Raw genomic sequence first — 15,443 nt, forward strand, 5'->3', positions numbered from 1 at the left:
GAAGCAGGCCTTTTTAGCTTTTCCCGGCGACCAGCTCCGCAGCATGGGCCGCCAGGGGTATTTCATCGTCCGCGATGGTGCGCATATCCAGGGTGAACACGTCGTCCTCGATGCGCCCCACCATGGGAAGCTCCAGCTTCCGCATGGCCTTTTCCACGCTGTTGGCGGTGCGGCCTTTAATTAAAATAGCCACGCCAAAGCTGGGCAGATTTTGCAACGGCAAGGCGCCGCCGCCGACTTTGGAGTCGATGGCTTTGACCTTGGCGGAGAGGTTCTCGAGCCCCAGTTTTTTGATGCGGGCCTGCAGGCGCCTGGCTTTTCGTTTGATGATTTCCGGGTCCATGGTCAACATGCGCAGGGTGGGCACGGCCTCCATGCGCTTAATGGGATCCCGGTACAGCCGCAAAGTGGTTTCCAGGGCCGCCAAAGTCAGCTTGTCTATGCGTAAAGCCCGGGCCACGGGATGCTTCTTGATCTTGTTGACGGACTCCGCCTTGCCCACGATGATCCCGGCCTGGGGGCCGCCCAGCATTTTATCGCCGGAAAAGGTGACCACGTCGGCGCCGGCCGCCACGGACTCCATGACCGTAGGCTCCTTGGCCAGGCCGTATTGAGAGAGATCCACCAGACTGCCGCTGCCCAGATCCTCCATGACGATCAGATCGTGCTTTTTGCCCAGGCCCACGATTTCCTCCAGGCTGACGGTGGCGGTAAACCCGACCACGGCGAAGTTGCTGGTGTGGGCCTTTAAAAGCATGGCGGTTTCTACGCCAATGGCGTTTTCGTAGTCGTGCAAGTGGGTGCGGTTGGTGGTTCCCACTTCCTTGAGGACGGCGCCGCTGGACGCCATGACGTCCGGAATGCGGAAGGACCCGCCGATTTCCACCAGCTCCCCGCGGGAAACCACGACTTCATGCCCTTTAGCCAGGGCCATGAGGCTCAGAAACACGGCGCCCGCGTTGTTGTTCACCGCCATGGCTGCTTCGGCGCCCGTCAATTCGCACAGGAGGTCTTCCACAATGGAAAAACGGGAGCCGCGTTTGCCGGCCTCCAAGTCGAATTCCAGATTGGAATAGCGCCCGGCGACATTCACAATGTGGTCGCACACGACAGAGGGCAGCAGGCTGCGGCCCAGGTTGGTGTGCACCACCACGCCTGTGCCGTTGATAACCCGCCTTAGGTTGTCCCGCATATCCAGGGCAACGAGAGCGCGCGCCCTTTCCAAAACCGAGTCCTCCAGGTTGTCGCCAGTCCAGGAAGGCGCCTCGCCTGCAACCAGGCTGCGCCTGGCGTCTTCAATGGCGGTTCTGGCTGCCTTAAGCAGCACGGAGCGGGGCGGGCCGCCGTTTTCAGCCATCAGGGAATCCAGGATGCGATCCACCTTGGGCAGGGACTTTAACTGGTTGATAGCCATATTATTTTCAGACCTGAGTGGTTTATTCTGTTTTGTATTTTTTTCCGGCATGATTCTGTTTTGTTTGGATTGTTACTGTCAAACGTGTTATTCTGTCGTGACCTCGGTACATTGTCAACCTGAAAAGGAGGGTCTGGTGGACTTTGATCTTAATAAAGAACAAGAAATGATCCGTGACGCGGTGCGGAGCTTCGCCGAAAAGGAAATAGCTCCGGTCGCTTTGGAATTGGATGAGAAGGAAGAGTTCTCCCCGGAGCTGACCAAAGCCATGGGGGAAATCGGCCTGTTCGGCATGTTCGTGCCCGAAGTCTACGGCGGGCAGGAAATGGACTACATCTCCTACGCCATCGCCGTGGAAGAGGTGGCGCGCATTGACGGGTCCCAGGCTGCTACCGTGGCCGCGGGCAACTCTCTGGGCATCGGTCCCATCAATTATTTCGGCAGCGAAGAGCAAAAAAAGAAATACCTGCCCAAGCTGTGTACGGGCGAGGCCCTGTGGGGATTCGGCCTGACCGAGCCCGAGGCGGGCTCCGACGCGGGCGGATCCAAGACCACGGCCGTCAAGGACGGCAATGAATGGGTCCTTAACGGGTCCAAGATTTTCATCACCAACGCGGCCTGCGAACTTTCTCTGGGCGTGACGGTTCAAGCGGTTACGGGAACCAGGGCCGACGGCCGCCCGGAAACCACCTGCTTTTTGCTGGAGCACGGCACCCCCGGCTTTACCGCCAAAGCCATGCATAAAAAGCTCATGTGGCGTTCCTCCAGCACGGCGGAACTTTATTTTGACAACGTGCGCCTGAAAGAAGACGCCATCCTGGGCAAGCCCGGCGACGGATTCAAGCAAATGCTCAAGACGCTCGACGGCGGCAGGCTGTCCATCGGCGCCATGGGCCTGGGCGGCGCGCAAGGCGCGTATGAACTGGCCCTGAAATACGCCAAGCAGCGCAAACAGTTCGGTCAGCCCATCTCCAAATTCCAGGCCAACGCCTTTAAACTGGCGGACTGCGCCATGGAAATCGAATGCGCCAGAAACCTTCTTTATAAGGCCTGCTGGCTCAGATCCCAGCACAGGCCGTTCCAGAAACTGGCCTCCATGGCCAAGCTCTACTGCTCCGAGGTCATGTACCGGGTGGCCAACCACGCCGTGCAGATTCACGGCGGTTACGGCCTTATGAAGGAATACAATGTAGAGCGTTTCTACCGCGACCAGAAATTGCTGGACATCGGCGAAGGCACGTCTGAAATCCAGAGACTTGTCATCTCCCGGTATATCGGGTGCTGAGTACTTAAAAGGGGCAAGGCATCCTGGAATAAAAGCCAGGATGCCTTCTTTAAGTTCATTCCTATGGCTTAGGTTATTTTAACCTTTGCACGGGGCCTTTTCCGTCCCCAACATGTCCTTCAGTAGATGATAGTAATATTTGATACTCCTCAATTAACTTATCAATATACTTTTCTTCAGTAGCTATAATTGTTTTCATAGGCCATTTGACCGCGTCATAACCGTCATATTGTTTAAGAGCAGTTCCTATGTTGCCACAGTCTGGGACACAAACATCTTCGGTATCAATATCTGGTATGGGAATTATTGCATATTTGTACTTAGTTGATATTGTGCATCCAAATAATAACGCATTTAACTCACGGCTTTTTTGCAATTCAGGAAAAAAATCATGGATGCTATAATAGGTATTTTTTTTATGAATGGCCGCAAGCTTTCCCAAAATGCCATTGTCATCTGCTAAACCGGAATCGCTATTTGCCGAATTATATACCCGTATTCGAGTCTGATTTATTGTGCCACCAGACTTTTTTGCATTTGATTCCAAATTGCTGATATATTTACCTCCCTTAATCTGCTTCCAAAAAGCTGCTTTCTGATCCTCTCTGGAAATAACCAACACATTATCATCAGACTCATAATTTAGCTGATTTAATATATCTATTACATGTGTATGAGTTGCCATATTTTTAGTAATATTAACCTGCTTTACTGTTTCAAAGGCTCTTGATGCAACTTTATCCAATTCATGATCCAATCCTATACTCATATAAAATCTCAGCACATCACCTTTAATGGGTGGAAAATAGCTATATTTTTTAAAGGTATGCCCTGGCGAACTTGGGCTATATACACATTCTTTGTAGTCCACAGGAGGAGAATACGTATATGTTTGCAACTCAATACCATGCTTACATATCAAAACATCGTTTGGGACAAACTCAAATTTTGTTCCTATATTTAAATTCCTCAAAAGATCATAATATGATTTACTAATCATAATTTCACGGTCATCACAAAAGTTTAATATTCGCTCTGCTATATTAATTGTATCGCCTATCTGTATGACTTTGTTTTGTACAAACTGATAGTCTTTAGTTATAAAAACATGATCAAATTCGGAATAGTTCGCAGAGGCCTTAACTTCCAGACCATTTTGACACATATCAATAGCAAAATTTATTATAAAATGAGTAAATTTTTCCATTACATTTTTATTAATGTCACACTTGCGGCCTAATGATATAATTGCTCCGTCGCCCGTCGAATGCACATCAGGTTCGTATTCTGACAAACTCTCTAGGTTGACTTCCAATTCCTGTATAAAGAACTCAACATCTTCTTTCTGCTGATCAAGTGTTTTTTTTGAATAGCTCACTATATCAAAAATTGCTACGACCACCCTATTCAACCGTTCCATTTTCCCCATACCCCTCTCCTTTCGGCATCTGATAGTCACTGCAACTGAAATTCAGGCATTAAATTACAGTCGTGTAGCATAGAATTTTGAATGCTTCAACAGAATTATGAACTGCATACACAATATTAATTCGAGATATGATCGTAGATATATAGCAATCATCATAAGGGGGAACAAAATAAGTATTTTCACATAATGCCTTGATATTATGTATGTTATAACGTTAAAATATTCCTAAAAAATTTCTGAGAAGAGGCCCGGCAAACACCTTTGGAATCAATCCGAACTTGGAAATTTTCGGATACGCACCAGGTCGCTGTTTTATGCTTCGATGAAATGGTCTCCTCAGTTTCACAAAACGACGTCTATGCGCACCCTGCCCTATACCTTCCATACTGTAGAAGTACACATAAATTCGAAAGGGACCCGCAGCAACGGCTTTTCCCGTTTGCGCTTTATGGGGTTGTTCTTGTATACTATTTCAAGCGGTTAACTTTGGGGCGTACATAGGATTAGTCTTGTCTCGCTCGGCGTTTTGACAAAAGGACGCTGGGTCCCCGCTTGCGGGGATGACGACCTATTAGGTTACTCTTAATTCTGGGGAAGATTGCGATTTCAGGGGACACGATACTGATTTCACAGTCTTCCTTGGCGGCATTTTACGCACTTGCAGAAATCAGTTCATGTCCCCGAAATCTTACGCCGTATCCGTTGCCCGTCATCCCTGTGAAAGGATGCGGTGGAATGAGTTAAATATTTCATGGCGAACCCTATTCACGAAAAGAAAATCATCATCATCGCCGGGCCGAACGGCGCGGGAAAGACCACCTTTGCGGAGGAGTTTCTTCCCAAGGACGCAGGCTGCCCTAACTTCGTCAATGCGGACCTGATCGCCGCGGGCTTATCTCCTTTTGCGCCCGAGCAAGCCGCCATAAAGGCCGGACGCCTGATGTTGCAGGAAATTCATGGCTATGCGAAAAAAGGCGTGAGTTTCAGCTTTGAGACAACCTTGGCCGGGAAGAGTTACGCGAGGTTGATCCCTAAGTGGCGCAGGTCAGGATACAGTGTCAAAATGTTCTTTTTGTCCTTGCCCACGCCGGAATTGGCTATTGAACGGGTGAGGATAAGGGTCGCATTAGGCGGCCACAGCGTCCCTGAGCCAGTGGTCAGGAGGCGATTTTCCGCTGGCTTAAAAAACTTTGAGGAAATATACAAACCCATTGTAGACGAATGGATTTTATACGATAATTCAACTGATTATCCCAAGATACTATTGGAAGGAGAAAGTGATGGATAAGCAAAACCAGGAATCTTCCAATCAAAAAAAGCGTGATCCTGATATCGCTGCTTCTGAGGCAGCCCTGATCCGCGCAGGCAAACTGGCCCGAAAAAGAGCCCGCCAGGCAGGCGTGGGCGTTATCATCATGAAAGATGGCAAAATTGTGGAGGATTTTTCGGAAGAGAAAGAATAGCCAACACCCGGCTTGGCGCCCTGCCGAAGTAAAAGCCTTGCACAAATTAGCAACAGCCTGATATAAAAAATATAAATAAACTAACGACATAAGGGTGTGCATATGCAAACTGAAAAAATCAAACCCAAAGCCCAGCAAATTCTGGATAGCCTGCCGGATTCGGCTACCTGGGATGACTTGATGTATCGGATATACGTGCGCCAATCCATTGAAGCCGGGCTGGAAGACAGCGATAATGGGCGGACAATGGACGTTAGGGACGTGCGAAAAAAATTCGGACTGCCGGAATGAAGGTCCTTTGGACAAAAAACGCCATTGACCACCTGGATGGCATTTATGAATATATAGCCGTTAACTCCCCCACCTACGCCAAAAAAACGGTGGACAGAATTACCCGCCGGTCGCAGCAAATCGCCGACCAGCCCTTTTCCGGGCGCAAAGTTCCTGAATATGAGTCTGATGATATTCGTGAGTTGATAGAAAACCCTTATAGATTAATTTATCGGATCAAGCCGGATCAAATAGACGTCCTGGCTGTAATCCACGGGGTGCGGTTGCTTCCGGAGGACTTATAATGGCCAATTCCTTGAGCGAAAGTTGGCCCGAAAAAGAGCCTGCCAGGCCGGCGTGGGCGTTATCATCATGAGAGACGGCAAGATTGTGGAGGATTTTTCCGAATAGTACGCCGTCAATGTTAACTGATTTGTTTTGATACAATTAGCGTCTTTTACTGATAAAAAAACTCGGGCAGTGCGAGGGAAATTCGCACCGCCCGGTTTTTTTTTAGCAGACCTGCCGATTGGGAATCAATCGTCAAGATGGTTATGGAAGCAGGAAGACCTGCCGTCCATTTTTAGAGAGGGCTATCGCCCATTTTTTTAGTGCGTTTTCATACGAACCCAACGGCTTTCCGCCGGAGTTCCTATTGTTTTTCAATGCGCACGGCGCAGGCCTTGTACTCCGCAGTCAGAGTCACGGGGTCAAAGGCCGGGTTGGTCAGCCAGTTGGCGTTGCCTTCCCGGAAGTGGAAGGCCATCCACACCATGCCCTTGGGCACTTCGGGCGTCACCCTGGCGCGCACGGTGACTTCTCCGCGGCGGGATTTGACCTTGATGTACTCCTTATCCTCAATGCCGAGAGCGTCGGCGTCTTCCAGGGAGATGTCCGCGGTTTCCTCGCCCAAAAGGTCGTTCAGGCCTTCGCAGCGCCCTGTCTGGGTGCGCGTGTGGTAATGGTACAGGCGCCGTCCGGTGGACAGGACCAGGGGATATTCCTCGCACTCCACTTCGGCCGGGGGCGTCCATTCCACGGACTGGAAATTGCCCAGGCCGCAGGTGAAATTGCCTTCCTTGTGTAGAAAGGAGGTTCCGGGGTGGCATTCGTCCGTACAGGGCCATTGGAGCCCGTCCCCTTCGATCCGGTTGTACCGGATGCCGAAGAAGTTGGGGGAGAACGCGGAAACCTCGTTATCCCAGATTTCCTGGCCGCTGTTGGATTCCCATTCGTGGCCGAAGCGCTTGGCGATCTGTTTGAAAATCCACCAGTTGGGCTTGGAGATTCCAGGGGGCTCGCTGGCTTTGCGCACCCGGTTCACCCGGCGTTCGCTGTTGGTGAAGGTGCCGTTGTTCTCGCTCCAGGCGCAGCCCGGGAGGATCACGTGGGCGAACCTTGTGGTCTCGTTCTGGAAGATGTCCTGGACCACCAGGAATTCCGCGGAGGCCAGTTCGTGCTCCACCTTGCGGATATCCGGTTCGGTGTTGGCCAAATTCTCGCCGAAGATGTAAAAGGCCCGGACCGATTTATCCACCAAGCCGTCCATCATCTGCGGGATCATGAGCCCCAGTTTGTCGGACAAGCCTTCCACGCCCCAGCACTTTTCGAACTTCTCCTTGGCCTTGGGATCGGTGACCGCCTGGTATCCGCAGTAGACGTTGGGCAGTGCGCCCATGTCGCAGGCACCCTGCACGTTGTTCTGACCGCGCAGGGGATTCACCCCGCCGCACTCCATGCCCATGTTTCCCAGAAGCATCTGGAGGTTGGCGGTGGACATAACGTTGTTTCTGCCGCAGGTATGCTCGGTAATGCCCAGGGTGTAGCAGAGCATGACCGGCTTGACCGAGGCAAGACGCCGGGCCGCGTCCACGATCAACTCAGGCTTAAGGCCCGTGATCTCCGCGGCTTTTTCCGGCGGATAATTCTCCACCTGGGCTTTGAGATTCTCAAAGTCCACCGTGCAGGATTGCACGAATTTCTTGTCGTACAGTTCTTCCTTAATCAGCACGTGCATGAGCCCGTTCAACAGGGCGATGTCTGAGCCCACTTTCAAGGGCAGATGGAGTTCGGCGAAATCCACCAGCTTGTGAGCCCTGGGGTCGGCTACAATGAGCCTCGCCCCGCTTTGCACGGCGTTCTTAAGAAAGGTGGAGGCCACAGGGTGGGCCTCTGTCATATTAGAGCCAATGACAAGGAACATTTTGGCTTTGTGGAACTCGCCAAAGGAATTCGTCATGGCGCCCGATCCAAAACTTGCCGCCAGACCGGCGACCGTGGGGGCATGTCAAGTGCGTGCACAATGGTCGATGTTGTTCGTCTTGAACACCGACCTGAACAGCTTCATCATCTGGTACGAGTCTTCGTTGATGCTCCTGGCGCAGCTTACGCCGGCCACGGAGTTCGGCCCGTACTTGTCGATGGCTTCCTTGAACTTGCTTGCCACCAGATCCAGGGCCTCGTCCCAGGATGCGTCCCGGAAAGTCCCGTCGTTGTTTCGGATCAGGGGATTGGTCAAACGCTCGTCGGAATAGATGAAGTCGTACCCGAAACGGCCCTTGACGCACAAACGGCCCTTGTTGGGAGAGCCTTCCTCCACGCCCGTGACCTTGGCGATCTTGCCGTCCACCACGTGGAGCATCTGCTGACAGCCCACGCCGCAGTAAGGACAGGTGGTGCGGATTTTCTCCGCTTTCCAGGGACGGAACTGATACCGGGCCTTTCTTTCCACCAGGGCGCCCACCGGACAGGCCTGGATGCACTCGCCGCAGTAAACGCAGTTGTCCTTGGCCACGGGGTACGCCTTGTCCGGGTTGGAAAAGGGGTCTTCCTCGAGGAAGCCTGTGTCAATGGCCAGGTTCACCTGGATTTCGTTGCAGGCCGCCACGCAGCGTCCGCAACGGATGCAGCGGGAGTAGTCCCGGATGATCAGGGGCTCGCCCTTTTTCTCGGGATACTGGCGGACCGTATGATCCTGATGGCCGCCGCCCGTGACCTGATACTCGTAGGCCAGTTCCTGCAGACGGCAGTCGCCCCAGGCCGGGCAAAGCTCGGTCGCGCCGTCGCTGGCCTGCACGCTTTGCTGAAAATTGGCCCAATCGCCGTTGTCCGACGACCCGATGGCGCAATTGTGGTTGCCCGAGTCCAGAAGATCCTTGATGCGCTGCTTACGCAAAGCCACGATGGCGGGAGTCTGGGTGCGAACCGCAATCCCCTCGTTGGCGGGCGTGGAGCAGGCCAGGACTTCCTCTCCGTTCATGTCCACCACGCACACCCCGCAATTGCCCGTGGGGGAAGCCCCCTTCATATGGCAAAGCGAGGGGATGGGCACATTGGCCGCCTCCGCCGCTTCCAGGATGGACTGCCCCTTTACGAATGAGACGGTCCTTCCGTTTAAAATAAAGCTCGGTTTCACGACATCCTCTCCTTGGATTGTTCTTAAAGCGCCTTTTTGCCTTTTATTTGAAAAAAGGCCTTGGCGAATCCGCTTGTTTCATTATATCAATTTTGGCATCACGATACTACCGTTATGCCAGAAATGTCACCACGCAACTATGTAACGGGGTCCTCTGAATTTGTCAATACCAATAAAGCGCAGACCCGCCAGGATTGCATTTCCATTCATTGATACTTTACAACAAGGTCGTCGCCGTACATGATGCTCTTTGCGCCGTTTTTATACCGGAACCTATTTTTTTATCAATTTTAAATATCAATATTAACAACATTAGTGCGCCCACATGCCTCCTTCTTGGCCGCCCAGCTATTTTTTGGGAAACCTTTTTCTTTGAGGTGCGTATGCCATGTTAGAAGCAAAGGCCATGCATCAAGGACGGGAAATGCCCAATGGACGACAAAGATATCATAAGGCGGGTTAAGAACGGGGATGTAGAGAGCTTTGCCTTGCTTGTCCGCAGGTATCAGGGCAATCTGATCGGATTCCTTACGAGGATGCTGGGAGACCGGGGCCTCGCTGAGGATGCGGCCCAGGATGTTTTTCTGAACATCTACAAAGCGCTGGACAGTTTTGACGAAAACAGAAACGTCCCCTTTGCAGCATGGTTGTTCATTACGGCGAAAAATGCGGCCATATCGCAAATCAGGAAGCAGGCCCTTCGCCGCTCCCTGCCGCTGGACGCCGCGGCCGAGCTTCCGGACTCCGCGCCTGGGGCCTTGTCCGTCCTTCTTTCCCATGAAAGGCGCCTTCACGTGAAAGAAGCCCTGGACGAAGTTCCTGAGCCGCATCGCAGTTCGCTCTTGTTCCAATTGGAGGGAAAAACCATCCGGGAAATAGCCGATCTCCAGGGGGCGACTGCCGGCGCAGTAAAAAGCCGCATCCATCGGGCGAAGGCGGCGCTTGTCCGCATCTTAGGCAAGGGAGGCTTGATCGACCATGAGTGACAATGCAAATAAGGCAGACTTTGTCCAAAGAACCATGGCGGCTGTGTACGCCTATGAGGAAAGCCGGCCGGCGGCCAGGCTTCGGCGGCATCCGGCGGTTGCTGATATCCTGATGAAAGCCGGCGCAGCAGGCGGCATCGGCCTTGGGTTGATCAGCACGGCCAGGCTGTTCGCTGCGGCCCTGGCGCCAGGGCTTTGCGGATAACGCGCCTGTTTTAACGACTCACACCGAATACTACGGAGAGACAATATGGATACCAACACAATAGTAGGGAAAAGCCGCAATGGATTTGCGGCCCTGGGCTTGAGCCTGGCCCTTCCCGGCCTGGGCCAGGTTTATAACGGCGAAGTCATAAAGGGCTTATGCTTTTTCGTACTGGTCATGGCGGCCCATTTTGCGGGCTTCGCCCTGGCGGTCCGTTTGCCGGACTCCCGGCTTTTTGGCGGGCTGCTGTTGACGCTTTCGTTGGTTCTTTTATTGTATCTGGGGATAGCCGCAGAGGCGTATCGAACCGCCAAAGAGATCAGCCATGCTTATATTTTGAAGCCGTACAACCGGGTTTATCTTTATGCGGCGATCTGGGTGCTGGGCGCCCTGCTCTATCTGTGCATCGGCCAATACACGCGGGCCAACTACGTCCATTTTTTCAAAATTCCATCCCACAGCATGGAGCCGGGCGTCCTGGCCGGGGATTACGTGGTCGCGGACAGGTTATGCTATCAGCATCAATCTCCGCAAAAAGGCGACGTCATTGTGTTTGTATACCCGGACGACCGGAGCAAGGTGTTCATGAAACGCGTGGCGGCCCTTCCCGGCGATACGGTAACGCTTCCGGGAGGCAGATCAGAGAAAGTTCCCCACGGGAGGATTTTTGTCATAGGGGATAACCAAAAGGACAGCCTGGACAGCCGCAAGTTCGGAACCGTCCCGCTTGCGGACGTCATGGGGAAAATCCGGGTGGTCTATTTTTCCAGGGGGGCGGAGGGGGTTCGTTGGGATAGGATCGGGAAGATTGTGGGGGCTGTTAAAGATGGCAATAGACATTGAAGCGTTTCATGTAAAAAAAGCCTCCGCCGGAAAGTTCGGCGGGGGCTTTGATATTTTCGGAAAAGATGTTCGGATGGAGAGCCGCAATGTGAGGCTGAACAACATGTCGCTCTGCGACCCCGGCAGGATACTGCTCTGCCGGGGCTACCCTTGGACCAGAGGCGTTTTAGACTGGGCGTCAACAACGCCCCTCATCTTGTTTCATAGGTTCGAATCACATCACCATCTTCATCGATCACAACAGCCAACATGAAATGATTCTCCCTGTAGATAAAGCCGTTCCCATTCCTTGAAAAGTCATTTTGTTACGTTGAGCGCAGCCCGGATTATTCGGTAAACGTTATTGCCAGTCTTAGCATGTCTTTGAGTTGAATCCCGTCTTCATAGATGGGCTCCTCGTAATTCAGCAGGAAGAAATCCTTATCGATGGAATCCACCCGGAATCCCTCGCGCTGATAAAAAGCCAGTTGATACCCGAAGGTTCCCGTTCCAACTTCCAGCCGCTCAGCCTTTGCGTCGCGAATGGACAGAATGACATGCTGCAGCAATTTTCTTCCAATGCCCTTTTGTTGATGCTCCGGAGCCACCGAGATATTCATCAGCTCATTTACTCCCGGTGCAATCGGCTGCACAATGCAAACCCCGACGGATTCTTCGTTCAATGTTGCGACAAAGCACCTGGAACGGTTTAAATAGCCTTTGACCTTAGATATGGAAGGGTCCGCCTGAAGAAGCAAATCCATGGGCGCTTCCGACGGAGCCGTTTCTTTAATTTGGATTGAATCAATCATGTTTAATCACCCTGCTCGCACTTAAAAATGTTCACTCCCCCATTTTTTCGTACAGCCAGGGGGTTTCGTTGGGCGAGGCGGGCGGGCATTGTTGAATGATGTCCAGGCTGTCCTCCCGGTTCATGGGGAATTTTTCCGGATTCTTGGCTTTGATGGCCGCCGCGATTTTATTGGCGTAGCAGGTGTTTCCGGGTTTGTGGAATTTTTTGCTGGTTTCCTCCCAGATGTCGGCCAGGGGGCGTTCCAGGATATTGCCCAAGGACAGCATGGTGAAGTCGCAGGGGCACACATTGCCCTGGGAATCGATGAACATATAATTGTAGCCTGCGCCGCAACCGTAAAAATGCTTGCTTTCAAAATAGTCGTAGGCGAACACGCCGGGCAGGCCGGGGGTCTTGGTGCTTTGCTTTTGAATTTCAAAAATGGTTTGGACGTTTTCCCTGGTCAGGAGGTCGTCCGGGTGCTCGGTCAGTTTTCCGGCCAGGATGGGCGAAGTCAGGCGCATGTCGTTAACGCCGATATGCTTGAAAAAACGCATGACCTTGAAGATTTCCTCGCGGTCGCTCACAAGCTCCCGGCTGGGCACAAAGGAGACCGCCGTGTAAAAGCCTTCAGACTTGAACAACTCAATGGCCTTGAGGGCCGTGTCGAACATGCCTTTGCGGTTTCGGCCTTTGTCGTGGATCTCCGGCGTGTAATGATCCAGGCTGATGACCGGAATTTTCAGCCCCGCCTTTTTCAAATCCCGCACCCTCTCCCGGGTGAGTTCAAACCCGGTGGTGAACATGATGGGCATGGAGCGTTCGTCGATGGAGGCGATGATCTCCTCCAGGTCCTTGCGCAAAAGGGGCTCGCCGCCGGTGAGTCCTATGACGCTGGCGCCCAGGTCCTGCACCTGCTTGATGGCGTTTTTCATGACGTCCAGGGTGAGCTTGTCCTTTTTATCGCGATCCGCAAAGGAGCAGTGCCAGCAGTTGCAGCAGCATTTGGCGGTGACGGCGAAGTTGGTCACCACAGGCCAGGGCTTGTTTTTAATGATGGATCGAAGCCCCTGCAAAAACCGGTCGTAGGCCGGGGAGGGAAAATAGGGCGTGAAGGTGTTGGAATAATATTCGCCGCCCAGTTTGGTCAGCTTGCTTTGTCCGGAAAGATGGTTCAAAGCCAGCTTCTGCTTGATGGTCATGCCTTTCAGCTCCGGGTGCATGCCGATTTTCAGGTTGGCCGCCAGGCGCCGAAACCCGTAAAGCTGCTTGCCGTTCATGGGTGTGAATTCCATAATCCCCTCCTTGTTTTGCGCCGTACATCCATGGGTTGCCAATCAAAAGCCTTTTGAGGTACATATCATATAGAGGGGATTATTTCATGCCTATTCCTCCGTCCATACTCTTCCTTGTCTTGCGTTTTAACCCCTATTTTAGATGCGGCTGAATCAAGGTTTGGACCGGGTTCAGGACGTGCTGATGGGTTTAATCGGCTCGGATAGCAAGGACGGCGTGGAGGTTTTCTTGTCCGACGCCGCCCTGTTCCTGGAAATGATGGGCGTAACAACGATCGCCTGGCAATGGATGGTCCTGGCCGCCAGGGAAGGGCTGGAAAAGGCCAAGTCCGCCTCGGAGAAAAAATTCCACCTTGGCAAAATCCATACGTTCCGGTACTTTTTCGCCTATGAAATGCCCAAAACCAGGGCCCTGGCCACCCGGCTGATGGATTCCGACCCCATTACCGTGGAAATGCAGCCGGACTTTTTTGAGGACTAAGGAACGGAGAAAAGATAAAAGAAAACTGCGCCTCCGGCGAGAAAATATACGAGCAAAAGATTAACTGCGCCTCCGGCGGCAAACTTTTTGAAAAAAGTTTGATCAAAAACCTTTCAATGGCGCTTCGCGCGGGGAGTTGTTCAACGTAAGGCAGAAAGCAGGAGGTTGTTCCGCAACGAATTTCGGCGCGTGATCCTTATCTCTTGCGTCTTATCCGGCAATTGAACAAAAGACACTGGATTCCGGCTTGCGGGACGGTCCTAAAAAGCGGACCGTCCCGCAAGCCGGAATGACCGGTGGTTGAACTGCACGCATAATACATAAGACCGAGCCGCCGCGTCACATCCCTCCTGTGATTTCCGGGGACATGAACTTATCTCCCCGATAGTCATACAATTCACCGAGCATAAGTATGGAGATAAGTATCGTGTCCCCGTGAAATCGTCCTCTCCAAGTGCCGGACTTGAAAAAATTTCGAGGGACACGATACTGATTTCAACGATCTTCACTGGCGGCTTCCGCCGATTTTGCAGAAATCAGTTCATGTCCCTGAAATTCCCCAACGGCTTTTTTCATCACGCGATAGATAACCTGAAAGTGTGAATCAATCCAAAGGCTGTAGGTCTTCCATGGCGTCCAGGGTGGATTGAAAGTCCGTCACGCCTGCGTCGCTGCCAAGGCCTGTGGCCACCAGGGCGGAGGTGGCTGTTGCAAAGCGGCAGGCTTTTTCCGGGTCCCAGCCCTGGGCAAGGCCGGCGGCGAATCCCGCGCAATAGGCGTCTCCGCAGCCCGTGGTGTCCAGCACGTCCACCTTCAAGGCCGGGATGCGGGTTTTGCCGCCGTTGGCGTAAAGCAGCGAGCCTTTGGCGCCGTCCTTCAAAATGCAGGCCTTGGCGCCCGCGTCCATATAAAAAGCGGCGGTGTCGTCGGCATTGGACGTTTCGGCTACTTCCATGGCTTCGTCCAGGCTTGGCATGAAATAGTCCACATAAGGCATAACCAGCTTGAGAGCGTCCAGGCTTCCCGGGCCGGGGGTTATGAAGTCGCAGGTGATCACGGCGCCGTTTTCGGAAGATTGCTTGAGGACTTCGGCGCCCGGGCCTCCATCCAGCATGAGCATGGTCCCCACCCCGCCCCAATGGACGAAACGGCTGTTGACGATGGCGTCAATGCGGGCCTGATCCAGTTCCAGCATGACCGATGCGCCGATGGCGTGGAAGTTGGGCCGCTGCCCGTCCGGGGCCACGGCCAGCATGGTGGCGGCGGTGGGCATGTCGGTCCTGCGCTGAAGCAGGGAGGCGTCCACGCCGTTGTTTTTCAGCATGGTTTCCAGGATGAATCCCATGTCGTCGCTGCCAATGGCGCCCACCAGGGCGGTTTTCAGGCCGTACTTGGCGCCGATCACGGCCGGGCCTGCCGCCGTTCCGGCGGCGGTAATGCGAATCTGCTCAATGATTTCAGTTTTGCCTCCCGGCGGAATCTGGCTGATGCGCCGCCCCAAAATATCCAGGATGGTAAGTCCGGTGCAAACATAGTCGTAGACTTGGCTCATGATGTTCCCCCCTTTTTGATAATGATTCGAATA

15 protein-coding genes are annotated in these 15,443 nt (G+C 52.9%); 9 read left to right on the forward strand and 6 right to left on the reverse strand.

What is annotated here, in order from left to right; all coding sequences use genetic code 11:
- Nucleotides 1-13: 13 nt before the first annotated feature.
- The gene (selA, locus tag G491_RS0124245) at nucleotides 14-1,414 is read right to left on the reverse strand and encodes an L-seryl-tRNA(Sec) selenium transferase (RefSeq protein ID WP_035220037.1); all 1,401 of its coding nucleotides are present in this window, start codon (nucleotides 1,412-1,414) and stop codon (nucleotides 14-16) included.
- A 136-nt stretch (nucleotides 1,415-1,550) separates the two neighbouring features.
- Between selA and G491_RS0124250 the strand changes: the two genes are divergently transcribed.
- Nucleotides 1,551-2,699: an acyl-CoA dehydrogenase family protein gene (locus G491_RS0124250; protein ID WP_028316389.1), complete on the forward strand. Its 1,149-nt coding sequence runs from the start codon at nucleotides 1,551-1,553 to the stop codon at nucleotides 2,697-2,699.
- A gap of 73 nt (nucleotides 2,700-2,772) precedes the next feature.
- On the opposite strand, the gene G491_RS0124255 is transcribed toward G491_RS0124250, so the two are convergent.
- Nucleotides 2,773-4,128 carry a hypothetical protein gene (locus tag G491_RS0124255; RefSeq protein WP_028316390.1) on the reverse strand — a complete coding sequence of 452 codons (1,356 nt, stop codon included), beginning with the start codon at nucleotides 4,126-4,128 and terminating at the stop codon, nucleotides 2,773-2,775.
- Between the two features lie 751 nt (nucleotides 4,129-4,879).
- Here G491_RS0124255 and G491_RS0124260 point away from each other — a divergent pair.
- The 4 genes from G491_RS0124260 (at nucleotide 4,880) to G491_RS0124275 (ending at nucleotide 6,166) form a co-directional block, all read left to right on the forward strand.
- Nucleotides 4,880-5,416, forward strand: a complete 537-nt coding sequence (locus G491_RS0124260) for an ATPase (RefSeq protein WP_028316391.1) — start codon at nucleotides 4,880-4,882, stop codon at nucleotides 5,414-5,416.
- The gene (locus tag G491_RS0124265) at nucleotides 5,409-5,591 is read left to right on the forward strand and encodes a hypothetical protein (protein ID WP_035220039.1); all 183 of its coding nucleotides are present in this window, start codon (nucleotides 5,409-5,411) and stop codon (nucleotides 5,589-5,591) included. The genes G491_RS0124260 and G491_RS0124265 overlap by 8 nt, the downstream gene beginning before the upstream one ends.
- A gap of 102 nt (nucleotides 5,592-5,693) precedes the next feature.
- Nucleotides 5,694-5,882, forward strand: coding sequence for a hypothetical protein (locus tag G491_RS0124270; protein ID WP_015949069.1), 189 nt, complete (start codon nucleotides 5,694-5,696; stop codon nucleotides 5,880-5,882).
- Entirely contained in the window at nucleotides 5,879-6,166 is a 288-nt protein-coding gene (locus tag G491_RS0124275) for a type II toxin-antitoxin system RelE/ParE family toxin (protein ID WP_028316393.1), read from the forward strand. Before G491_RS0124270 ends, G491_RS0124275 begins: the two co-directional genes overlap by 4 nt.
- Nucleotides 6,167-6,513: 347 nt before the next feature.
- On the opposite strand, the gene fdhF is transcribed toward G491_RS0124275, so the two are convergent.
- The gene (fdhF, locus tag G491_RS35065; protein WP_084511674.1) at nucleotides 6,514-9,276 is read right to left on the reverse strand and encodes a formate dehydrogenase subunit alpha; all 2,763 of its coding nucleotides are present in this window, start codon (nucleotides 9,274-9,276) and stop codon (nucleotides 6,514-6,516) included.
- Between the two features lie 431 nt (nucleotides 9,277-9,707).
- Between fdhF and G491_RS0124295 the strand changes: the two genes are divergently transcribed.
- Genes G491_RS0124295 through lepB form a run of 3 tightly spaced genes read left to right on the forward strand, consistent with a single transcriptional unit; the run spans nucleotide 9,708 to nucleotide 11,310 of the window.
- A complete protein-coding gene (locus G491_RS0124295) occupies nucleotides 9,708-10,262 on the forward strand; it encodes an RNA polymerase sigma factor (RefSeq protein WP_028316396.1) in 555 nt (184 codons plus the stop codon).
- A complete protein-coding gene (locus G491_RS0124300) occupies nucleotides 10,255-10,467 on the forward strand; it encodes a hypothetical protein (protein ID WP_028316397.1) in 213 nt (70 codons plus the stop codon). Before G491_RS0124295 ends, G491_RS0124300 begins: the two co-directional genes overlap by 8 nt.
- Nucleotides 10,468-10,512: 45 nt before the next feature.
- Entirely contained in the window at nucleotides 10,513-11,310 is a 798-nt protein-coding gene (gene lepB, locus G491_RS0124305; protein ID WP_028316398.1) for a signal peptidase I, read from the forward strand.
- A 326-nt stretch (nucleotides 11,311-11,636) separates the two neighbouring features.
- On the opposite strand, the gene G491_RS0124310 is transcribed toward lepB, so the two are convergent.
- Both G491_RS0124310 and G491_RS0124315 read right to left on the reverse strand, forming a co-directional pair.
- Nucleotides 11,637-12,101 carry a GNAT family N-acetyltransferase gene (locus G491_RS0124310; protein ID WP_028316399.1) on the reverse strand — a complete coding sequence of 155 codons (465 nt, stop codon included), beginning with the start codon at nucleotides 12,099-12,101 and terminating at the stop codon, nucleotides 11,637-11,639.
- 31 nt (nucleotides 12,102-12,132) lie between these two features.
- On the reverse strand, nucleotides 12,133-13,377 hold the full coding sequence (locus G491_RS0124315) for a radical SAM/SPASM domain-containing protein (protein ID WP_028316400.1): 1,245 nt from the start codon (nucleotides 13,375-13,377) through the stop codon (nucleotides 12,133-12,135).
- 142 nt (nucleotides 13,378-13,519) lie between these two features.
- On the opposite strand from G491_RS0124315, the gene G491_RS0124320 reads away from it, so the two are divergent.
- Nucleotides 13,520-13,858: an acyl-CoA dehydrogenase C-terminal domain-containing protein gene (locus G491_RS0124320; RefSeq protein ID WP_084511675.1), complete on the forward strand. Its 339-nt coding sequence runs from the start codon at nucleotides 13,520-13,522 to the stop codon at nucleotides 13,856-13,858.
- Between the two features lie 604 nt (nucleotides 13,859-14,462).
- Here G491_RS0124320 and G491_RS0124325 read toward each other — a convergent pair.
- Nucleotides 14,463-15,410, reverse strand: a complete 948-nt coding sequence (locus G491_RS0124325) for a carbohydrate kinase family protein (protein ID WP_028316402.1) — start codon at nucleotides 15,408-15,410, stop codon at nucleotides 14,463-14,465.
- Nucleotides 15,411-15,443 lie beyond the last annotated feature (33 nt).

Source organism: Desulfatibacillum aliphaticivorans DSM 15576, from assembly GCF_000429905.1.
In the GTDB taxonomy this organism is placed as follows: Bacteria; Desulfobacterota; Desulfobacteria; order Desulfobacterales; family Desulfatibacillaceae; genus Desulfatibacillum; species Desulfatibacillum aliphaticivorans.